At 70.1% G+C, this 19,962-nt stretch carries 21 protein-coding genes and 1 pseudogene; 16 read left to right on the top strand and 6 right to left on the bottom strand.

Features of this window, described 5'->3' with window-relative positions; all coding sequences use genetic code 11:
- The first annotated feature begins 23 nt into the window (after positions 1-23).
- Positions 24-776, top strand: a complete 753-nt coding sequence (locus C6A87_RS00945) for a fructosamine kinase family protein (protein WP_311115562.1) — start codon at positions 24-26, stop codon at positions 774-776.
- Here the strand turns inward: C6A87_RS00945 and C6A87_RS00950 are convergent.
- Positions 769-1,857 carry a phosphodiester glycosidase family protein gene (locus C6A87_RS00950; protein WP_396836963.1) on the bottom strand — a complete coding sequence of 363 codons (1,089 nt, stop codon included), beginning with the start codon at positions 1,855-1,857 and terminating at the stop codon, positions 769-771. The two genes, C6A87_RS00945 and C6A87_RS00950, sit on opposite strands and share 8 nt — an antisense overlap.
- A gap of 224 nt (positions 1,858-2,081) precedes the next feature.
- On the opposite strand from C6A87_RS00950, the gene C6A87_RS00955 reads away from it, so the two are divergent.
- Positions 2,082-2,486, top strand: coding sequence for an SRPBCC family protein (locus C6A87_RS00955; RefSeq protein ID WP_311115563.1), 405 nt, complete (start codon positions 2,082-2,084; stop codon positions 2,484-2,486).
- Here the strand turns inward: C6A87_RS00955 and C6A87_RS00960 are convergent.
- Together C6A87_RS00960 and C6A87_RS00965 are read right to left on the bottom strand one after the other, a co-directional pair.
- Positions 2,483-3,802 carry a gluconolaconase gene (locus tag C6A87_RS00960; RefSeq protein WP_311115564.1) on the bottom strand — a complete coding sequence of 440 codons (1,320 nt, stop codon included), beginning with the start codon at positions 3,800-3,802 and terminating at the stop codon, positions 2,483-2,485. The genes C6A87_RS00955 and C6A87_RS00960 overlap by 4 nt on opposite strands.
- Positions 3,780-4,547, bottom strand: coding sequence for a pirin family protein (locus tag C6A87_RS00965; protein ID WP_311115565.1), 768 nt, complete (start codon positions 4,545-4,547; stop codon positions 3,780-3,782). The genes C6A87_RS00960 and C6A87_RS00965 overlap by 23 nt, the downstream gene beginning before the upstream one ends.
- A 99-nt stretch (positions 4,548-4,646) precedes the next feature.
- Between C6A87_RS00965 and C6A87_RS00970 the strand changes: the two genes are divergently transcribed.
- Complete coding sequence (locus tag C6A87_RS00970; RefSeq protein WP_311115566.1) at positions 4,647-5,102, top strand: MarR family transcriptional regulator; 456 nt, start codon at positions 4,647-4,649, stop codon at positions 5,100-5,102.
- Here the strand turns inward: C6A87_RS00970 and C6A87_RS00975 are convergent.
- Entirely contained in the window at positions 5,099-6,139 is a 1,041-nt protein-coding gene (locus C6A87_RS00975; RefSeq protein ID WP_311115567.1) for a sigma-70 family RNA polymerase sigma factor, read from the bottom strand. The genes C6A87_RS00970 and C6A87_RS00975 overlap by 4 nt on opposite strands.
- A 73-nt stretch (positions 6,140-6,212) precedes the next feature.
- Here C6A87_RS00975 and C6A87_RS00980 point away from each other — a divergent pair, with 73 nt between their 5' ends.
- From C6A87_RS00980 to C6A87_RS00995, 4 genes are all read left to right on the top strand, one after another.
- Positions 6,213-7,052, top strand: coding sequence for an alpha/beta hydrolase (locus tag C6A87_RS00980; RefSeq protein WP_311115568.1), 840 nt, complete (start codon positions 6,213-6,215; stop codon positions 7,050-7,052).
- Positions 7,053-7,069: 17 nt separating this feature from the next.
- Positions 7,070-8,038, top strand: a complete 969-nt coding sequence (locus C6A87_RS00985) for a hypothetical protein (RefSeq protein WP_311115569.1) — start codon at positions 7,070-7,072, stop codon at positions 8,036-8,038.
- Positions 8,039-8,122: 84 nt separating this feature from the next.
- On the top strand, positions 8,123-8,875 hold the full coding sequence (locus tag C6A87_RS00990; protein WP_311115570.1) for a DUF2786 domain-containing protein: 753 nt from the start codon (positions 8,123-8,125) through the stop codon (positions 8,873-8,875).
- On the top strand, positions 8,872-9,363 hold the full coding sequence (locus C6A87_RS00995) for a TIGR04338 family metallohydrolase (protein ID WP_311115571.1): 492 nt from the start codon (positions 8,872-8,874) through the stop codon (positions 9,361-9,363). The genes C6A87_RS00990 and C6A87_RS00995 overlap by 4 nt, the downstream gene beginning before the upstream one ends.
- A 4-nt stretch (positions 9,364-9,367) precedes the next feature.
- Here C6A87_RS00995 and C6A87_RS01000 read toward each other — a convergent pair whose 3' ends face one another.
- Positions 9,368-9,589, bottom strand: a complete 222-nt coding sequence (locus C6A87_RS01000) for an acyl carrier protein (protein WP_311115572.1) — start codon at positions 9,587-9,589, stop codon at positions 9,368-9,370.
- Positions 9,590-9,696: 107 nt separating this feature from the next.
- On the opposite strand from C6A87_RS01000, the gene C6A87_RS01005 reads away from it, so the two are divergent.
- Positions 9,697-10,359 (top strand): O-methyltransferase, encoded by a 663-nt coding sequence (locus tag C6A87_RS01005; protein ID WP_311115573.1) that lies wholly within the window; start codon positions 9,697-9,699, stop codon positions 10,357-10,359.
- 56 nt (positions 10,360-10,415) lie between these two features.
- Positions 10,416-10,805 (top strand): SRPBCC family protein, encoded by a 390-nt coding sequence (locus C6A87_RS01010; RefSeq protein ID WP_311115574.1) that lies wholly within the window; start codon positions 10,416-10,418, stop codon positions 10,803-10,805.
- On the opposite strand, the gene C6A87_RS01015 is transcribed toward C6A87_RS01010, so the two are convergent.
- Positions 10,792-11,691, bottom strand: coding sequence for an Lrp/AsnC family transcriptional regulator (locus C6A87_RS01015; protein ID WP_311115575.1), 900 nt, complete (start codon positions 11,689-11,691; stop codon positions 10,792-10,794). The genes C6A87_RS01010 and C6A87_RS01015 overlap by 14 nt on opposite strands.
- A 225-nt stretch (positions 11,692-11,916) precedes the next feature.
- On the opposite strand from C6A87_RS01015, the gene C6A87_RS01020 reads away from it, so the two are divergent.
- From C6A87_RS01020 to C6A87_RS01050, 7 genes and pseudogenes are all read left to right on the top strand, one after another.
- Positions 11,917-13,503 (top strand): cytosine permease, encoded by a 1,587-nt coding sequence (locus C6A87_RS01020; protein ID WP_311115576.1) that lies wholly within the window; start codon positions 11,917-11,919, stop codon positions 13,501-13,503.
- Entirely contained in the window at positions 13,500-14,447 is a 948-nt protein-coding gene (gene speB, locus C6A87_RS01025) for an agmatinase (protein ID WP_311115577.1), read from the top strand. Before C6A87_RS01020 ends, speB begins: the two co-directional genes overlap by 4 nt.
- Positions 14,444-16,042 (top strand): thiamine pyrophosphate-binding protein, encoded by a 1,599-nt coding sequence (locus C6A87_RS01030; protein WP_311115578.1) that lies wholly within the window; start codon positions 14,444-14,446, stop codon positions 16,040-16,042. Before speB ends, C6A87_RS01030 begins: the two co-directional genes overlap by 4 nt.
- Before the next feature lie 14 nt (positions 16,043-16,056).
- Positions 16,057-17,525 (top strand): annotated as a pseudogene (locus C6A87_RS01035) (sodium:solute symporter).
- 110 nt (positions 17,526-17,635) lie between these two features.
- Positions 17,636-17,920 carry a hypothetical protein gene (locus C6A87_RS01040; protein ID WP_311115579.1) on the top strand — a complete coding sequence of 95 codons (285 nt, stop codon included), beginning with the start codon at positions 17,636-17,638 and terminating at the stop codon, positions 17,918-17,920.
- 115 nt (positions 17,921-18,035) lie between these two features.
- Complete coding sequence (gene arr, locus C6A87_RS01045) at positions 18,036-18,464, top strand: NAD(+)--rifampin ADP-ribosyltransferase (RefSeq protein ID WP_311118140.1); 429 nt, start codon at positions 18,036-18,038, stop codon at positions 18,462-18,464.
- Positions 18,465-18,559: 95 nt separating this feature from the next.
- On the top strand, positions 18,560-19,948 hold the full coding sequence (locus tag C6A87_RS01050; protein WP_311115580.1) for an oxygenase MpaB family protein: 1,389 nt from the start codon (positions 18,560-18,562) through the stop codon (positions 19,946-19,948).
- Positions 19,949-19,962: the final 14 nt, after the last annotated feature.

The raw sequence follows: 19,962 nt of genomic DNA on the forward strand, positions 1-19,962 counted from the left end.
CCACAGCCGCTTTCGCCGCCGCCATGCCGTTCGTGAAGCGAAACCCGCACGCCCCCGCAGGGTTCTTCGGATGCGAGGCCGCCGGGCTGCGGTGGCTCGCCGCGGCCGACGGCGGAGTGCCGTGCGCCCGCGTCCTGGACGTCACGCAGCACGCGCTGACGCTGGAGCGGCTGACAAGCGCCGCGCCCACGCGCGCCGCGGCCCGCGAGTTCGGCGCGCGGCTGGCCCGGACCCACGACGCGGGCGCCGACGGGTTCGGCGCACCGCCGCAGGGCTGGACCGGGCCGGGGTTCTTCGGCCCGCTGAACCACCCGCTGCCGATGGACTACGCCCGCGACGCTTCCTGGGGTGCGTTCTACGCCGACCGCAGGCTGGCGCCGATGGCCGAGCGCGCCGACCTGGACCCGGGCACCGCAGCGGCCGTGGCTGCCGTCGCCGACCGTTGCCGGGCAGGCGAATTCGACGACGACGACATACCGGCCCGGTTGCACGGCGACCTGTGGAGCGGCAACGTGCTGTGGACCGCCGACGGCGTGGTGCTGATCGACCCGGCCGCGCACGGCGGGCACCGCGAGACGGACCTGGCGATGCTGGCGCTGTTCGGCTGTCCCCACCTCGACGAGGTGATCGCCGGCTACCAGCAGCAGCGACCGCTGCGCGCCGGCTGGCAGGGCCGGGTCGGGCTGCATCAGCTCTACCCGCTGCTGGCCCATGTGGTGCTGTTCGGGGCGGGCTATCAGGCGCAGACCCGGGCGGCCGCGCTGAGCGTCAGTTGAACGCCAGCCACGCCGGCTGAGCGCGTTCGCGGGAGTCGCACAGCACCGCCATGGTGTCGCAGGAGCCGCGCGGCGAGCCGGCGCCGGCCCACATCCCGCCGGTGTCGCGGCGCAGCACGATCGCCGAGGAGCCGCCGCCGTCGAGCAGCACCGCGGTGTCGCTGCCCAGCCCGCGGAACAGGTCCTGGATCTGGTCCGGGGTGTAACTGCCGCCCTGGAAGACGTACATCTCGTCGCGGTCGCGGACGTAGGCCAGCGCGGTGCGCGCCGCGCTCGGTCCTGGATCGTTGAGCTGGCCGGTGTCGCCCGGGGCCAGCAGCCCGATGCCTGCCACGGCGACGAACCGGGTGCCCTTGTCGAGCAGGCCGGTCACCGCCGGGGTGGCGGCGTCGAAGTCGTCATCGTGGCGGGGCGGGACGACGAACGGCGCCCCCTTGACCGGCAGGATCATCGTGGACAGCGCCATCCAGTGCTCGTCTCCGCCGGAGAGCCCCTGCTTGCCGGCGTAGGCCAGCGTCCCGGTCACCGCGGCGTTGGTCCGGCCCAGCCCACGGGTGTTGTCCACGTAGGCGCCCAGCGGCGAGCTGCAGCCCGTGGTCTTCCACGAGCCGCCGCGCTGCCCGCGGACGTCGAAGAAGTTCGCGTTGATCGCGATGGCGGGCTGGCCGAGCGCGTACCAGGCCTCCAGCGGGGTGTAGATCTCGGACGCCTGCCACAGCCCTTCGCCGGTGCGGGCGCGCGGATCCCGTTCGCAGCGGGCCTGATAGCCGGTGTGCGAGTCGGCGAGCAGCCGCGGAGCCAGTCGCTGGGAGGCACCCTTGATGATCATCAGCCGGCCACCGTTGTTCATCTCGTACCACCGGCCCGCCGCGTTGAGCATCGGTGCGGGGAAGCCGCCGCCGAAGTTGTAGACCAGGTAGGAGCCGCGGGTGTTGGCGATCGCGCCCGCGAGCAGCGCGCGGGCATCGGCCGCCGCGGCCGGGGGCGCCGTCGCGGCCGCCACCGTGGCGCACATCGTCACCGCGAGCGCGTAGCGCACCGCGGTGAGAAATCGCCGCAAGTTTGCGGGGGGAGTCGGCACCGGCGGCTCCAATCGGGACGGGCGGGGACAGCCCACTGAGGATAATCCCACCAGAAACACTGTCAACTTTCGTCACAGTGGTATCACAGGATGGTCCCGAGCTGGTCGCTGCGACGTTTGCTGGATCGGAATGGGCGCTAGTCTCCGTGGATGATGCGGCCTGCGTCCGGGTACCCGGGCGGAATGCCTACTGTGACTCGCACCTTCACCGTCACTGCACCGCCGTGGGTGGTCGTCGACTACCTCAAGGATTCGGCCACGCGGAGCAGTGGGATCCCGGCACCCGGAGTTGCCAGCGCATCGACACCGGTCCCGTCGTCGAGGGCGCGTTCTGGCACAACGTGTCCAGGATGTTCGGGGTCACCGCGGAACTGACCTACAAGCTCGACGAGCTCACCGACCGCAGGGTGGTGTTCGTCGGGGAGAACCAGTCCTCCAGGACCGTCGATGCGATCACCGTCGACCGCGGCGGCGACGGTTCGGTGGTCACCTTCCAGGCCGACATCGAGATGCACGGTTCGGCAAAGCTTCTCGGGCCGCTGGTGAAGATCGCGTTCGAGAAACGAGTCGGCGGAACAGAGAAGCAGCTGGCCACCGTGCTCAACAGGCTGGTCAAGACTCCGGGTTAAGGCGGCGCCAGCCGGTAGATCGCGTCGGCCGCGTCGTCGGTGACGTACACCGCGCCGTCGGGTCCGACGACGGCGGCCACCGGTCTGCCCCAACGGGATCCGTCGTCGGCCTGGAAGCCGCCGACCAGTGTCTGCTGGTCGCCGAGCCCGCCGTCCTGCCACGGGTAGAACGACACCTCCGGGGCCCGGGGCGGCTGTCGGTTCCACGAGCCGTGCACCCCGACCAGCGCGCCGCGCGCGTACGGCGCCGGAAGCTCGCCGTCGACGAAGCTCAGGCCCAGCGGCGCCGAGTGGGCGCCCATGCTCTGCTCGACCGGCGGCAGTGACGCGCAGTCCATCTGCGCACCATCGGGATTGGTTTGCACGTCGCGGATGAACGGCAGGTCGGCCGGGCCGCCGTCGGGGTTGCAGTACGGCCATCCGAGTTCACGTCCGGGTGTGAGCTTGGCGATCTGTTCGGGCGGGTGGTCGTCGACGTACTCCGGGATCACCTGCCCGTAGGACGGACCCGGCTCCGGGAAGGCGACGTTGTCACGTCCGTTGTTGGCCGTCCACAGCGCGCCGTCGGGCGCGACCGCCAGCCCGGTGCCGTTGCGCACCCCGGTCGCGAACGGTTCGGCGGGTCCGCCACCGGGCGGCACCCGCATGACCGTCGCCCTCGGTGGGTCGGCCGAGCGGTCCTGCGCCGAGATGTTGCCGGTCGAGCCGATGGAGAAGTAGACGGCACCGTCGCGGCCGACCGCGACGCTCTTGAGCACGTGCGAGTAGGCGCCCCGCAGATCGGGGCTGCGGTCGTCGGGCAGCCCGCCTGCGACCGTCCTGGGCTCGACGGCGGTGCCCCGGTCGTACCGGTAGGCCAGCACCTGGTCGCTTTCGGCGACATAGAGCGTCGTCCCGTCGAAGGCCAGGCCGTGCGGCTCGTCGAGGTCCTCGAGCAGCACCGATTCCTCGGGCGCCGCGCCGGGGCGCGGTGCGAACCGCAGCACCCGGCCGGTGCTGGGCACCGAGACGAGCAGGGCGCCGTCGGGGGTCCACGCGGCCAGGCGCGGCCGGGCGGTCCGCGCCCACACCGACAGCGTCCAGCCCTGCGGCACCAGCGCCTCCCGCGGCTGGTCGAACGGTGCGTCGGCCAGCCGTTCGTCGACCGCGACGGTCACCGGGCCCAGTCCGGGCCCCGGTGGGCGGTCGGTCGTGCTCGCCGGAGCCGGGGCGGGCGCAGGCGACAGCGCGGGCCCCGGTCCGGATGTGCAGGCGGTCAGCAGCGCCGCTCCGGTCAGCAGGACGCCGATTCGCTTATGCCGCACCAAGTCCCGCATGCATCTCCCAGACGAGGATCTCCGCGGGTGCGGTGGCGGTCACCCGCTGGCCGCCGGATGCGGTGAAGCGCACCGCGTCACCTTCGCGCAGCGCTCCGGCGTCCTCCAGGGTGACCTCGCCCCGGGGGACGAACAGGTGAAGGTACGGCGCCTCGGGCAGTTCGACGCTCTGGCCCGGTTCCAGGCGGGCGCCGTGCAGCGCCGCGTACCGGTTGCGGATGGTGATCGCGGCGGTGTCGGTGTGCGCGGGCATGCCCGAGGCGATGGTCACCATCCGGCCGCGCAGCAGCTCGTCGTCGATCTCGAGCTGCTGGTAGCCGGGGTCGGCGCCGGACTCGTCGGGCACCACCCACATCTGGACGAAATGAACTGGCTCACTGTGGGTTTCCTGACCGGTGAGGGTCCAGGAATCGTTCTTCTCCGAATGCAGGATGCCGCGGCCGGCCGACATCCGTTGGGCCAGACCGGGATAGATCACCCCCGAGTTGCCCGTGGAGTCCTGGTGCACCAGCGAGCCGCGCAAGACCCAGGTGACGATCTCCATATCGCGGTGCGGGTGGGTATCGAACCCCGTTCCCGGCTTCACGACGTCGTCGTTGTTGACCAGCAGAAGTCCGTGGTGGGTGTTGTCCGGTTCGTAGTGGCTGCCGAACGAGAACGAGTGCTTGGAGTCCAACCACGCGATCTTGGTCTTCGCGCGGTCGTCGGCCCGCCGGACGTCGACGGTGCTGCGGCTGTTGCCCATGTGTGGATCACTCCTCGAGAGTTCCTGTCAGCCTAGGTGGCTGTGCTGCTGCCGACAACATGCATGATGTGTCATGTATTCCGCGGTTAGGGTGGATTCATGGAGTGGCTCAGCGACGACCAGCAGCGGATCTGGCGTGACTACCTGGCGGTGGTCAGCAGGCTGCACACGGCGATGCACCGTCAGCTGCAGTCGGACTGCGAACTGTCACTGTCCGACTACGACGTGCTCGTCGCGCTGTCGGAGCGCGGGCCGCTGCGCATCCACGAACTCGGCGAACTGATCGGCTGGGAACAGAGCAGGCTGTCCCACCAGCTGCGCCGGATGCGCGGCCGTGGGCTGGTGGCACGCGAAGGCGACGACGACGACCGGCGCGGGGCCAGCGTCGCGCTGACCGACGCCGGGGTAGCGGCCCTGCAGACCGCGGCGCCGGGACACGCCGAGCTGGTGCGCTCGGTGGTTTTCGACGGGCTCACCGCAACCCAGCAGCGGGACTTCGGCGCGGCGCTGGCGGCGATCCTGGGCCGGCTGCGGACCCCCCGGCCTGCTGGTTAGAGCCTGGCGGGCAGGCCGAACTTCGCGAACAGCCGGACGTCCATGAACGCCGAGACGTGGGCGATACCCGTCTCGCGCAGGTCCAGGACGTGCAGCTGAAACGCTTCGTGGGCACCGGTTTCCGGATTGCGCATGTACAGCGCCGCCACCGGCTGGCCGTTGGCGGTGGTGGTCAGGAAGCGCATGTCACCGGGGTTCTCGGCGGGGCAGTGCACCTTCGACAGCGTGATGATGTCGGCCGGGCCCAGGTACCAGCCGTCGAACGGCGGCATCTCCCAGACCGCGTCGGCGGTGAGCAGCTCCACCAGCCGGTCCATGTCGTAGCTCTCGAACGCGTCGATGTACCTGTTCAGCACCGCGGCCGCTTCCGGGGACTCGGGCGGCACCGGCCGGTCGTCGCGGGCGGGCCGGATCTCCTCGAGCTGGGCGCGGGCGCGCTGCAGGAGGCTGTTGACCGCAGCGGTGGACGTGCCGACCGCCTCGCCGACCTCGGCGGCCTTCCACTGCAGCACTTCCCGCAGCAGCAACACCGCGCGCTGCCGCGGCGGCAGGTGCTGCAGCGCCGCGACGAACGCCAGCCGGACGGCTTCGCGGGACTCGGCGATCACCGACGGGTCCGCCGGGTCCTCGTGCGGCGCGTCGGGCAGCGGCTCCAGCCAGCTGATCTCGTGGCGTTCGGTCAGCTCACCGGTCGGGTCGGACGCCGGCTGGCCCAGACCGCTCGGCAGCGGCCTGCGGTTGTTGCCGTCGAGCGCGGTCAGGCACGTGTTGGTGGCGATCCGGTACAGCCAGGTGCGCACCGAGGATTTGCCCTGGAATCCTTTGTAGGACTTCCAGGCACGCAGATAGGTTTCCTGGACCAGGTCCTCCGCGTCGTGGAGTGAACCGGTCATCCGGTAGCAGTGGGCGAGCAGTTCCCGCCGGTAGCGCTGCGCGTCGGCGAGAAAGGCGTCGGCGGCGCCCCTGCCGTCGAAGGCGTTGGAGTCGTCAAGGGCCGTGACGGTCACCCACAGCAGCTTACGCAGCGGCCCCGACAAGTCCAGGGTCCGCGGAAACCGGTACCTGCCGGTGTGCACAGCCGGGCATGACCCGGCCCGATAGTCTCGCTGGATGGCCGTGACCCACACCGAGCGCAGCTTCGACGGCATCGGCGGTGTCCGGATCGTGTACGACGTGTGGACCCCGAGCGGGCCACCGCGCGGGGTGGTGGTGCTGGCCCACGGTTACGCCGAACACGCCAGGCGCTATGACCACGTCGCGGCCAGGTTCGGCGAAGCCGGCCTTGTCACCTACGCGCTGGATCACCGCGGGCACGGCCGTTCCGGCGGCAAGCGGGTCTATCTGCGCGACATGTCCGAGTACACCGGTGACTTCCACACCCTGGTCCAGATCGCCGCCACCGAGAACCCCGGTCTGAAGCTGGTGGTGCTCGGCCACAGCATGGGTGGCGGCATCGTGTTCACCTACGGTGTCGAGCATCCCGACGATTACGACGCGATGGTGCTGTCGGGACCTGCCGTCGACGCGCACGCCTCGGTCCCGCCGGCCCGGGTGCTGCTGGCCAAGGTGCTGGGCAGGATCGCGCCGGGCCTGCCGGTGGAGAACCTGCCCGCCGACGCGGTGTCGCGCGACCCGCAGGTGGTGGCCGCCTACGAGGAGGACCCGATGGTGCATCACGGCAAGCTCCCGGCCGGGGTCGGGCGGGCGCTGATCGGCGTCGGCGAGACCATGCCGCAGCGGGCCGCCGCGATCACCGCACCGCTGCTGATCGTGCACGGGGACAGGGACGCGCTGATCCCGGTGCAGGGCAGCCGCAAACTCGTCGACTGCATCGGATCGACCGACGTGCACCTCAAGGAGTACCCGGGGCTGTACCACGAGGTTTTCAACGAGCCCGAGAAGGACACCGTGCTCGACGACGTCACCGCCTGGATCGAGACGAAGCTGTGAGAATCCTTACCGCCCTGATGCTTTCGGCTCTGCTGTGGGTTGCGGGCTGTTCGTCGGAGGCGAAGCCCGCCGCCTGGACCGACGAGGAGGTGACGTTCGAGGCCGACGGGCTGACCCTGCACGGCACCTACCGCCACCGCGACGGAGGCGAGCCGACCCCCGCGGCACTGCTGATCTCCGAGAGCGGAGGGACCGACCGCAACGGCGACAACCAGGTGGCCGGCCCGATCGGGAACATGCGCCAGCTGGCCGAGCTGCTGTCCGACCGCGGGGTGGCCAGCCTGCGCTACGACAAGGTCGGCACCGGACGGACCGGCCTGGGCCCGTACAAGGACCGGCCCGGCGACGTGGTCAGCGCCGTGTACACCGCGGGCGCCGACGCCGCGTTCGGGTTCCTCGCCGGGCAGCCCGGCACCGACCCCGCCCGGGTGTCGGTGTACGCGCTGGGGGAGGGCACCATCCACGCGCTGGCACTGGCCGGGGACACCGACCCGGCCGCACCGACGGTGCATTCACTCGGGCTGCTGCAGCCGCTGCCCGGGCGCTACCTCGACATCATCACCGGCCGGGTGCAGGCCGACGGGACGCCGGAGACGCTGGCGACCTGGCAGGCTGCCGTCGAGGACATCCGCACCAGGCGCACCGTCCCGGCCGACCTGCCCGACGGCCTGTCGGCGATCGTCAACCCGGGCAACGTGGCCGCGGTGGCCGAGGCGGACAGCATCGACCCGCTGACGCTGGCGGCGGCGGTGCCCGCGGGCACCCCGGTGCTGCTGACGTGTTCCGACTCGGACAACCAGGCCCCCTGCGACCGGATGGGTCCGCTGGTGGACGCGCTGGACCACACCGAGCTGACGTTCGTCGAACTCAAGGGCGTCAACCACGTGCTGCGTGACGACCCGACCGACAGCATCGCCAACTACGCCAGGCAGGACCCATTGTCCGGCCAGCTGCTCGCCGCGCTGGACGGATTCGTCGACAAATGAGCCGGGCTGTGGAGCAAATCCGGTGTGGGGATGAGGAATACTGCGCGCAGTGAAACGTCGTACCGAATCCCTACCGTCGCTGCCATGAGCACAGACGAGAAGATGCTGGCCCGCATCGCGGCCCTGCTGCGGCAGGCCGAGGGCACCGACAATCCGCACGAGGCCGACGCGTTCATGGCCGCCGCCCAGCGGCTGGCGACCGCGACGTCGATCGACCTCGCCGTGGCGCGCAGCCACACCGACGGGCGCACCGCGGCCCAGACGCCCGTGCAGCGCACCATCACCATCGGGGAGCCCGGTGCCAGGGGGCTGCGCACCTATGTACAGCTGTTCGTGGTGATCGCGGCGGCCAACGACGTCAAATGCGACGTCGCGTCGAACTCGACGTTCGTGTACGCGTACGGGTTCGCCGAGGACATCGACACCACCCACGCGCTGTACACCAGCCTGGTCATGCAGATGGTGCGCGCGTCGACCGACTACATCGCCTCCGGCGCCCACAAGCCGACCCCGACGATCACCGCGCGGCTGAACTTCCAGCTCGCGTTCGGCGCACGCGTCGGGCAGCGGCTCGCCGAGGCCCGCGAACAGGCCCAGCAGGAGGCCCAGAGCGGTCCGGCAGCCATCCCCGGCACCGCGGTCGCGTTGCGCAACAAGGACCTTGAGCTCAAGGACTACTACCGCCACGCATCGAAGGCGCGCGGTACGTGGCGGGCCACCAGTGCCACCGCGGGATACTCCTCGGCCGCCCGGCGCGCCGGTGACCGGGCGGGACGGCGGGCCCGGCTGGGCGGGGACACCGAGCTCTCCGGCGCGAGGTCAGCACTGGAACGATGACCCGGGACGCGCAGCGCGCAAAGGTCTATGCCGCAGAGGGTTTCGTGCGCACGATGTTCGACCGGGCCGCCGAGCGGGGCAATCCGGTGGTCGACTTCTTCGGCGCGCAGCTGACCCTTCCGCCGGAGGCGCGGTTCGGGACGGTCGAGGCGGTGCAGTTCTACGTCGACAGTGTGCTGGCCCATCCCGCGGTCCGGGACCGGTGGCCTGCCGTCGCGCCGCTGCGGGTGCGTGCGCGCCGAGGCGCCACCGCGGCGCACTACGAACTCGCCGGCGGCGCGGCGACCATCGCGGTGCCCGAGGGTCGCAGCACCTGGGCATTGCGGGAACTGGTTGTGCTGCACGAGATCGCCCATCACGTCTGCGACGCGGACCCGCCGCACGGCCCCGCGTTCGTCGCGGCCTTCTGCGAGCTCTGCGCGGTGGTGATGGGTCCGGAGGTCGCGCACGTGCTGCGCGTCGTGTACGCGAAGGAAGGGGTTCGCTGACCGGTCAGGCGCTGCCCTGCAGCTTCGCGAGGAACTCGTGGCAGCGCTTGGCCCGCTCCGAGTCCTCCGACATCACCTGCTCGAAGAACGAGGCGACATCGTCAAGGCCGGCGTTTCGCGCATCGCGCACGTACTGCCCGTAGTCATGTCCGGCCTTGAGCGAGTGGTACTGGACCGAGATCAGGTCGAACGTCACATCGTCGAATCCGGTTTCACCGGTGGCCATGATCCCTCCTGTCGTCGAATGTTGTCCGTGGATGTGTCCGGACGTGGCGGTACTACCCCGAGGCGCGGGCCACAAACGCGGCGGCCGCGTCGCGGTACCGTGGCACCGTGACCGCGCCCGACTGGGGTTCTCTCGACGACCTGTTCACCCGCGTGCTGCACAGCGAGGACGACGCGCTGCGCGCGGCCCGGGAGGCCGGTAACGCCGCGGGTATGCCGGCGATCGAGGTGTCCGCGCAGCACGCGAAACTACTGTCCCTGCTGGTGAAGATCGCCGGGGCGCGCCGCGTGCTGGAGATCGGCACGCTGGCCGGCTACAGCACCATCGCGCTGGCCCGCGCGGTCGGGCCCGAGGGCACGGTCGTGAGCCTCGAATACGAACCCGCACACGCCGAGGTGGCCCGGCGCAACCTCGAGCGCGCCGGGGTCGGCGACCGGGTCGAGATCGTGGTCGGCGCCGCGCTGGACTCGCTGCCCGCGCTGCGACAGCGCGGCGAGAACTTCGACCTGGTGTTCATCGACGCGGACAAGGAGAACAACGTCTCCTATGTCGAGTGGGCGATCACGCTCGGCCACCCGGGCACCGTGATCGTGGTCGACAACATCGCCCGCAACGGCCGCGTGCTCGACCCGGCGCCCGACGACCGCCAGGCCCAGGCGATCCGGGACATGTTCGGCATGATGGCCGCCGATCCGCGACTGGACACCGCGGCGATCCAGACCGTGGGCACCAAGGGTTGGGACGGCTTCGCCGTCGCGGTCGTCGACTAGTCTCCGGGCGGTTCGCCAGAGGTTCCGGCAGTGACACGTTCGGGTATGCCTGCCGAATGTGGACCGTGAGCAGGGACATCGACGCCTCCGCGGATGCGGCCTGGCATGTACTGGCCGATCTCGAGGCGTGGCCGAAGTGGGGACCGACCGTGTCCGGCGCCGAACTCGACGGGTCCGGGTTCGAGCTGGGCGCGACGGGCCGGGTGTGGACGCCGCTCGGGGTGCCGCTGCCGTTCGTGATCTCCGAACTCGACCAGGGGCGCTCGTGGGGCTGGCGGGTCGCCGGGGTGCCCGCCACCCGGCACGGTGTGGAACCACGTGACAACGGCTGCCGCGTGTGGATGAGCGCCCCGGTGTGGGCCCCGGGCTATCTGCCGGTGCTGGCGATCGCGCTGCGCCGCATCGAAGAGCTGTGCGCGCGCGAGCAGGAGCTCAGGAGTCCGTGACCGTGTCCAGCCCCGACGCATAGCTCTCCTTCACCACGTCGAGGTGCGTCCAGCTCTCCAGCGTCCGGACGCCCGGCAGGCCGCGCACCGTGTCCATCAGCTCCACCAGCTGCGCGGCAGCGAACGCCCGGACCGTGACCAGCACGTCGAAGCGCCCGAGCGTGCGCGCCACGAAGATCACCGCGGGCATGTCCGTCAGCGCCGCGACCACGTCCTGCGCTCCGCCGGTGAGCCGGATGCCGAAACCCATGGCGCTCTGCCGGTCCTGGCCGGAGTGCCGGACCACCGCGCCGATCCGGACCACCCGGGCGGCGAGGAGCCGCACCACCCGCCTGCGCGCGCCGGCCGCCGACAATCCGACCCCGGCTGCCAGCTCGACGTAGGAGGCGCGGCCGTCCTGCTGCAGCGCGGCCAGCAGTGCCCGGTCGGTGTCGTCGAGCTCGGTGCGGACGTCTCCGACGGGGCCGATGACGTCGCGCATCACCTCGACGTAGGTCAGGGTGTCGACCGCGGACACCCCCGGCAGCTCGCGGAACTCGGCGACCGCGCGGTCGATGTCGCGTGCCGACGCCGCACGCACCTCCGCGACCAGTCCGTGCGGACCGCTGGTCAGCGACAGGAACGGCACGTCGGCGCGGCGGGCCAGCGCGGCGGCCACCGGCGCCGCGGGACCGTGTAGGACGACGCTGACGTGGGCCAGCGCGCCGCGCCCCAGCACCGCGGGGTGCACGGCGCCGCGGATCACCACCTGGCCGCTGCCGGTGAGCCGCTGCACCCGGGCCGCCGCCGCCGACCGGGACAGACCCACCCGGGCGGCGATCTCGCGGTGGGTCAACCGCCCGTCGACCTCCAACAGTTCGACGATCGCCTCGTCGACCTCGTCCATCCGGTCACCACTCCCTGTCTGTGAATCCGCACAAGATCTTTCAGTGCGGTGCCACCGGCACATCAATCACTGAACACTGTTCTGGGCACGCTATCCGACCGGATCTCCGGTCAGACGCGACACATCATGATTGGCAACACGGCCGTAACGAACGAATCGCTTGCGGGCTCTGACCTGCGGCTCTACCGTGAGCCGCACCACACCGCCCCCTGCGGAAGGACCGCCATGGCTGCCGACACGCCCGCCCTTGCGCCACCACCGAAGGCCACCCAGGTCGAGACCCACGGCGTCGAGCCGATCCCGGCGGCCGAGCGGACCGCGGGTCCACTGGATCTGTTCCGGCTCACGTTCGGCGGCGCCAACACCATCGCCACCGTCGTGCTGGGCAGCTTCCCGATCATCTTCGGGTTGTCGTTCCGCGACGCGCTGTTCGCGACGCTGCTCGGAGTGGTGCTGGGCGCGGCGATCCTGGCGCCGATGGCGCTGTTCGGTCCGCGCAACGGCACCAACAACGCGGTCTCGTCGTCGGCGCATCTGGGCGTCCACGGCCGGGTCATCGGATCGTTCCTGTCGCTGCTCACCGCCGTCGCGTTCTTCTCGATCTCGGTGTGGACCTCGGGGGACGTGTTGGTCGGCGGTGCGAGCCGGGCGTTCGGCGGAGCCCCGGACGCCGCACCGAACAATGTCGCGGTCGGCTTCGCCTACGGCATCTTCGCGCTGCTGGTCCTGGTGGTCTGCATCTACGGCTTCCGATTCATGTTGCTGGTCAACAAGATCGCCGTGGTGGCCGCCACCGCGCTGTTCCTGCTCGGCATCGTCGCGTTCGGCGGCACGTTCGATCCCGGCTACCCCGGGATCTACGGCCCCGGCGCCGACGCCGCGACCAACGCACTGTACTGGCCGTCCTTCGTCGGCGCCGCGCTGATCGTGATGTCCAACCCTGTGAGTTTCGGTGCGTTCCTAGGGGATTGGTCCCGCTACATCCCCCGCGACACCGCGCCGTGGAAGCCGATGGCCGCGGCGTTCTGCGCGCAACTCGCCACACTGGTGCCGTTCCTGTTCGGTCTGGTGACCGCCGCCGTCGTCGCGACCAACGCGCCGCAGTTCATCGACGAGGGCAACTACGTCGGCGGCCTGCTCGCGGTCTCGCCGGGGTGGTACTTCGTGCCGGTCTGCCTGATCGCGCTGATCGGCGGCATGTCGACCGGCACGACGGCGCTCTACGGCACCGGGCTCGACTTCTCCAGTGTGTTCCCGCGGTTCAGCCGCGTGCAGGCCACCGTGTTCATCGGCGTCCTGGCGATCGGGTTCATCTTCGTCGGGCGGTTCGCGTTCAACGTGGTGCAGAGCATCTCCACGTTCGCGGTGCTGATCGTGACGTGCACGGCGCCGTGGATGGTCGTGATGATGATCGGTTGGGTGGTGCGCCGCGGCTGGTACGACTCCGACTCACTGCAGGTGTTCAACCGCAGACAGCGCGGCGGTCGCTACTGGTTCCGGCACGGCTGGAACTGGCGCGGCCTCACCGCGTGGCTGGTCTCGGCCGGTCTGTCGCTGTGCTTCGTCAACCTGCCCGGGCAGTTCGTCGGCCCGCTCGGCGATCTGGCCTCGGGCATCGACCTGTCCATCCCGGTCGGCCTCGGTGTCGCCGCGGTGCTGTACCCGCTGCTGCTGCTCGCGTTCCCCGAGCCCGCCGACGCGTTCGGTCCGGCGGGTCCGCGATTCGTCCGGGCCAGCGCGCCGGCGGGCATCCCCATCACGTCAGAAGACGAACCCGAAAACCCGTTAGTGACAGAGGAAGTGACCGCATGACCACGCCCGTTGGCCCGATCGACGCGTCGAAGACGCCGCGTTTCGCCGGACCGGCCTCGTTCGCCCGCCTGCCCCGGCTCGACCAGGTGCCCCGCGCCGACATCGCCGTCGTCGGCGTGCCGTTCGACTCGGGGGTGTCCTACCGGCCCGGCGCGCGGTTCGGCCCCGCACACGTGCGGGAGTCCTCCCGGCTGCTGCGCCCGTACCACCCCGCCCTGGACGTGTCGCCGTTCGAGCTTGCCCAGGTGGTCGACGCCGGTGACATCTCGGTGAACCCGTTCGACATCCACGAGGCCATCGAGACGATCGAGGCGGCCGCCGTCGACCTCACCCGCGACGGCACGTCGCTGGTGACCATCGGCGGCGACCACACGATCGCACTGCCGCTGCTGCGCGCCGCCCACGCCAAGCACGGACCGGTCGCGCTGGTGCACTTCGACGCGCACCTGGACACCTGGGACACGTACTTCGGCGCCGAGTACACCCACGGCACCCCGTTCCGCCGCGCCGTCGAGGAGGGCATCCTCGACACCGAGGCGCTCTCGCACGTCGGCACCCGCGGCCCGCTCTACGGCAAGAAGGATCTGGAGGACGACCGCCGCTTCGGGTTCGGCATCGTCACCTCGTCGGACGTGTACTACCAGGGCGTGCGCGAGGTCGTCGACAAACTGCGGGACCGCGTCGGGAACCGGCCGGTGTACCTGTCCATCGATATCGACGTGCTCGACCCGGCGCACGCGCCGGGGACCGGCACGCCCGAGGCCGGCGGCATCTCCAGCCGGGAACTGCTGGAGATCCTGCGCGGGTTCCACGGGCTGAACCTGATCGGGGCCGACGTCGTGGAGGTCGCGCCCGCCTACGACCACGCGCAGATGACCGGGGTCGCGGCCTCACATGTCGCCTACGACCTGGTGTCCCTGCTGGCGATGCGCCACTTGTCATGAGCCGCAACGGGGGTGACGTCGTCGTCGAAACACTTGGCGTGTTGGGTGTTTCGCACGTGTTCGGTATCCCCGGGCAGAACGCGCTGGCGCTGTTCGACGCGATCCGGCGCAGCGACCTGACGTTCGTCAGCTCGCGGATCGAGAACAATTCGGCGTTCGGCGCCGACGGGTACGCCAGGGCCACCGGTGAGGTCGGGGTGCTGTTCCTGTCCACCGGGCCGGGAGCGTTGACCGCGCTCGGCGCGTTGCAGGAGGCCTACGCGACCGGCGTACCGCTGCTGGTGATCGTCAGCCAGGTGCCGCGGGCCGGGATCGGGCTGCGCCGCGGCATGTTGCACCAACTCGACGACCAGCAACGCAGCGCCGTGAACGTCACGAAAAGCACTGCGCTGGCCCGGTGTAGCTCACAGATCCCGTCGCTGCTGGCCGACGCCTGGTCGCTGGCGCAGTCCGCGCCGGCCGGGCCGGTGTGGGTGGAGATCCCGCAGGACGTGCTGCAGGAGCCCGTCGACGTGCCGCCGGTGACGTCCGTGGCGACCGCGGTGACCCACCGGCCGCCCCGTGCCGAACTGGTCAGCGCAGCGGCGGCGCTGCTGGACTCCGCCGAGCGGCCGGTGATCCTGGCCGGCGGAGGGGTGCGGCGCTCGGCCGGCGGGCCCGCCGCGCTGGTGGCCCTCGCGGAATGCCTTGACGCGCCGGTGGTCTCGACGGTCGGCGGGAAGGGTGCGATCCCGTTCGCGCACCCGCTGTCGGCGGCGTCGTGGATCGAGGACCGCCACACCACCGCACTGCTCGAAGACGCCGACGTGCTGCTCGCGGTCGGCACCGCGATGGGCGAGGTCACCTCCAACTACTTCACGCTCGCCCCGAAGGGCCGCGTGATCCACATCGACGCCGAGGCCCGGGTGCTGGAGGCCAACCATCCCGCGCTGGGCATCCACGCCGACGCCGCGACGGCACTGACAGCGCTGGCCGGTCAGGTCACGCCGCGCACCGGAGACGGCGCCGCGGTCGCGTCCGCGCTGCGCGCCGCGGTGCAGGGCCGGTTGGCCGGCCAGGACGTCGCGGTGGAGCTGACGCTGATGGCCGACCTGCGGGCCACGGTTCCCGCTGCCGCACAGACCTTCTGGGACATGACGATCGCGGGGTACTGGGCCTGGTCGGCCTGGGATCCCCGGGACGGCGAGTTCCACTCGGCCCAGGGCGCAGGCGGGCTGGGCTTCGCGTTCCCGGCCGCCGTCGCCGCCGCGATCGGCACCGGGCAGCGCACGTTCGCGGTGACCGGCGACGGCGGCGCGATGTACGGCATCGCCGAACTGGCCACCGCCCGCCAGCACGACGCCGACGTCACGTGGCTGATCGTCGACGACGGCGGCTACGGGATCCTGCGCGAATACATGACCGACACATTCGGTCAGGCCACCGCCACGGAGTTGGCCCGCCCCGACTTCGTCGCGCTGGCAGAGAGTTTCGGGGTGCCCGCACGACGGGTGTCACCGGAGGGAGTCGGTGAAGCAATCGCCGACACGTTCACGACCCGCGGACCCGCGGTCGTCGTGCTACCCGCAGTGCTGCGGATGTTCGCACCCACCTGACAGGGGGAGCCACCATGGGGAAACCGCTCGACATCGCCATCATCGTGATCTATCTCGTCGCCATGCTCGCCTTCGGGTTCTGGGGGAAGACGAGAACCAAGGACTCGGCCGACTTCCTCGTCGCAGGAAGGCGACTCGGCCCGGTGCTCTACACCGGCACCATGGCCGCGGTCGTGCTCGGCGGCGCGTCGACCGTCGGCGGCATCGGACTGGGCTACAAGTACGGGATCTCGGGGATGTGGCTGGTGGTCGCGATCGCCGTCGGCCTGCTCGCGCTGAGCCTGTTCTTCGCCGGCCGCATCCAGCGGCTGAAGGTCTACACCGTCGCGCAGATGCTGCGGCTGCGCTACGGGGTCGATGCGACGTCGTCGTCCGGTGTCGTGATGGCGGCCTACACCCTGATGCTGTCGGTCACTTCGACCATCGCCTACGCCACGGTGTTCAACGTGCTGTTCGGCACCGGCCGCACGGTGTCGGTGATCATCGGCGGCGCCACGGTGATGCTGTACTCGTCGATCGGGGGCATGTGGTCGATCACGCTCACCGACATGGTGCAGTTCGTCCTCAAGACGATCGGCATCTTCTGCCTGTTGTTGCCGTTCTCGCTGACCAAAGCGGCGGGCTGGACGGTATCCGGGAGCGGGCCGGGGATGCGGCCTTCGATCTGGGCACCATCGGCACCGCCACGATCATCACCTACTTCGTGGTCTACAGCTTCGGAATGCTGATCGGGCAGGACATCTGGCAGCGGGTGTTCACCGCCCGCTCGCCGGGGGTGGCCAAATGGGGCGGCACCACCGCGGCGGTGTACTGCCTGCTGTACGGCGTCGCGGGTGCGGTGATCGGGATGGCCGCGTCGACGTTCCTGCCCGACGTCGAGGCCAAAGATGACGTGTACGCCCAGCTCGCCGAGACGATCCTGCCGGTCGGCATCAGTGGTCTGGCATTGGCGGCCGCGGTGGCGGCGATGATGTCGACCGCCTCGGGTGCGCTGATCGCGACCGCGACGGTGGCGCGCACGGATGTGAAACCGATGGTGTTGCGGCTATTCGGACGTACCGAACCCCGGGAGTCGGACGCCGAGCGTGACGTGCACTCCGACCGGCTGTACGTGGTGGCGTTCGGCATCGTCGTCATCGTGATCGCGGCAATGCTCAACGACGTGGTCGCCGCGCTCACCATCGCCTACGACATCCTGGTCGGCGGCCTGCTCGTCGCGATCCTGGGCGGGTTCGTCTGGAAGCGTGCGACAGGCGCGGGCGCGCTGTGGTCGATGGGCGTCGGCACGGCTGTGACGTTGGGCACCATGGTGCTGGTCGGCGACGTATTGGCCAACGAGCCAATCTATTTCGGTCTCGCTGCCAGCCTGATCGTGTACGTGGTCGCGAGCCTGATGACCCCGCGCACGCCGCCGGAGGTGCTGCAGGTGTGGGACGACCGGCTGGCGGGCCGGGAGGAGCCGGCCAAGGTGACCGCGGGGTAGACGACCGCAGCGGCCGGGCACTGGAATCAATTCGCGCAGTCTCCTGTTTCAGCACATATCGCGGGAGTGATATCCGCAGACGAAGTGGTAACAGGAAAGAGGCGAGAGCCGTGAAGAAACTCGGGATGCTCAGCGTGGTTGCCGGAGCCCTGTCAGCAGTGGCGATCGGTGTCGCCGGTCCGGCGCAGGCCGCCCCCAGCGGGCCTGCCTTCGGTAGCCACAACGACGACAGTGCCTACCACCACGACAACGGCTACGGGCATGGCTTCGGACATGGGTACGGCAATGGGTACCGCTTCGGCTACGGCTACGGCAATGACAGCAACAATCCCTGGCTCGGCCAGCTCTATCCCAGGGTGAGGGTGCCGCACGTCGACACCAGCGTGCGCAACTGACGACCGACGGGGATCGTCCCGCTCTCACTTTACGACCCCCAGGGGGTCTTGCGGCAAGACCCGGACCGCAGGGCACAATCCTGCAGTCCTGTCGTGAAAGTGAACGGAAGTGGCTGTGCCGCAAGCGCCGAAACCCTTTGAAGTCCACGAGTCCGGTGCGTTCCTGCACGGGACGAGAGCCGACCTGGCGGTCGGGGATCTGTTGTTGCCGGGGCGCCGGTCGAACTACGACCACGAGCGCGTGATGAACCACGTCTACGTCACCCAGACGTTGGACGCTGCCGTGTGGGGCGCCGAACTGGCCGCCGGCGACGGCCGCTGCCGGATCTTCATCGTGGAACCGCAGGGTGCTCTCGAAGACGACCCCAACGTCACCGACAAGAAGCTGCCGGGAAACCCCACCCGGTCGTTCCGCACCCGCGAACCCGTCCGCATCATCGGTGAGATCACCGACTGGACAGGGCATTCCGATGAACAGATCCAGGCGATGCGGGACAGTCTGGCCGAGTTGCGGCGCCGGGGCCTCGACGTCATCGAGGATTAGCGGCCGCCGCGAGATCAGGAATGGCCATTCACATCCGGGATGTCGTGAGCTAACGTCACAAATCAGTGCCCTGTATCCCGAGATTGGATAGCTGCATGACTGTGACAGGTGAGCGTCCGCAGATCACCATCGAGGACGTCGATTTCAATCGGCGCGACCATCCGGAACGCCCGTTACGGCCCATTCCGCCGGGACGTGATCACTTCGCCGACCAGTGGCGCCGCATGCGGGAGATCCTGTTCGGGCCGTGGATCGACATCGACAAAGAAGTCGAACCCAACGACCTCACGCGGCTGCGCGACGACTATTTCTGGCAGCGCGACGAGTACATGATCGGCGTGGTCGACGCGTTCGAGCGCCTGGGCCACGAACACGGCCGCGCGATGTTCGAACAGGCACTCACCAAGGGCATCGACACAGTCGAGGATCCGCCCCAGGAGCTCGTCGACCTCTTCGAGCATCTCGACGGCTTGCCCGGTCAGTTCGACCTCACCTCCGCCGAACGCGGCCGGATGCTGGCGATGTCCGCCACGGTGGCCGCTACGGCGATCATCCGCGGGTGGGCGTTCTACGAGACCGCGATGACCGGCGACATCTCTGCCGCCACCGGCGCCACCGGCCGGTTCGCCGACGACGGCCCGCGCCGCTTCATCGAGACCGCGCGGGTGTTCGCCGAGTTCACGCTGCCCGACATCTTCGACCGGCGGTCGGAAGCCTTCCAGGATGTGGTGCGCGTGCGGCTGATGCACGCACTGGCCAGCCGGGGCCTGCGCCGGAAGTGGGGCGAAGAGGTCTACCTCAAGTTCGGCGAACCGATCCCGGTGACGTCGCTGCTGGGCTTCGGCAGCGGCATGCTGCTCGGGCGTCTGGTCGACCACGCGTTCGGTCGCACGCTCACCCCGCAGCAGCTGGAGGATCTCGCGGAGTACTCGTCGTTCTCCGGGCGCTTGTGGGGTGCACCCGAGCTGCTGCACTCCGCCGACGGCCTGGAGCTGATCAAGTCGCTGAACTACGTCCTGGCCAGGGGCGGTAACCCGTCCCCGTGGCGGGCCCAGCTCGTCGACGCCATCGCGGGTCCCGAGCACCTGCGGACCCTGACGGAGACGCTTCCGGGCTGGGCGAAGAAGGTGGTCGCCAGGCACGCCAACCAGCTCACCGCGACCATCGCGCTCGTCCCGGCGGGCGTCGTGTTCGGCTACCAGCAGATCGACAGGATGGTCGAGGGCACGCTCTTCGAGCCGCTCGGCTACAACTTCGAGCGCCGGGTACAGATCGCCGAGAAGCTCACCGCCCTCAACGTCCGCATCGCCACGGTGGCCGACAAACTACCGTGGTCCAACCCGATCCGGGAGCGCAGGAAGAAGAGCGGTGCAGCCGCGCGCGAGAGGATCGCGGTGCTGGACGAGATCGCCCGTGGACGGGAGATCCCGCTGACCTTCGCCCACCACGACCGTTCGACGTCGGGGGAGGGCTTCACCGGCTAGCCGGGGTAGCGGGG

Source organism: Mycobacterium sp. ITM-2016-00317 (assembly GCF_002968295.1).
GTDB lineage: Bacteria > Actinomycetota > Actinomycetes > Mycobacteriales > Mycobacteriaceae > Mycobacterium.

Coding starts and splice junctions, on each gene's coding strand:
- C6A87_RS01050 (WP_311115580.1), top strand. CDS start 18,560: ATGACTGTGACAGGTGAGCGTCCGCAGATCACCATCGAGGACGTCGAT.
- C6A87_RS00960 (WP_311115564.1), bottom strand. CDS start 3,802: ATGCGGGACTTGGTGCGGCATAAGCGAATCGGCGTCCTGCTGACCGGA.
- C6A87_RS01015 (WP_311115575.1), bottom strand. CDS start 11,691: ATGGACGAGGTCGACGAGGCGATCGTCGAACTGTTGGAGGTCGACGGG.
- C6A87_RS00995 (WP_311115571.1), top strand. CDS start 8,872: ATGACCCGGGACGCGCAGCGCGCAAAGGTCTATGCCGCAGAGGGTTTC.
- C6A87_RS00965 (WP_311115565.1), bottom strand. CDS start 4,547: ATGGGCAACAGCCGCAGCACCGTCGACGTCCGGCGGGCCGACGACCGC.
- C6A87_RS01030 (WP_311115578.1), top strand. CDS start 14,444: ATGAGCCGCAACGGGGGTGACGTCGTCGTCGAAACACTTGGCGTGTTG.
- C6A87_RS00945 (WP_311115562.1), top strand. CDS start 24: ATGCCGTTCGTGAAGCGAAACCCGCACGCCCCCGCAGGGTTCTTCGGA.
- speB (WP_311115577.1), top strand. CDS start 13,500: ATGACCACGCCCGTTGGCCCGATCGACGCGTCGAAGACGCCGCGTTTC.
- C6A87_RS00980 (WP_311115568.1), top strand. CDS start 6,213: ATGGCCGTGACCCACACCGAGCGCAGCTTCGACGGCATCGGCGGTGTC.
- C6A87_RS00985 (WP_311115569.1), top strand. CDS start 7,070: ATGCTTTCGGCTCTGCTGTGGGTTGCGGGCTGTTCGTCGGAGGCGAAG.
- C6A87_RS01000 (WP_311115572.1), bottom strand. CDS start 9,589: ATGGCCACCGGTGAAACCGGATTCGACGATGTGACGTTCGACCTGATC.
- C6A87_RS01010 (WP_311115574.1), top strand. CDS start 10,416: ATGTGGACCGTGAGCAGGGACATCGACGCCTCCGCGGATGCGGCCTGG.
- C6A87_RS00990 (WP_311115570.1), top strand. CDS start 8,123: ATGAGCACAGACGAGAAGATGCTGGCCCGCATCGCGGCCCTGCTGCGG.
- C6A87_RS00970 (WP_311115566.1), top strand. CDS start 4,647: ATGGAGTGGCTCAGCGACGACCAGCAGCGGATCTGGCGTGACTACCTG.
- C6A87_RS01020 (WP_311115576.1), top strand. CDS start 11,917: ATGGCTGCCGACACGCCCGCCCTTGCGCCACCACCGAAGGCCACCCAG.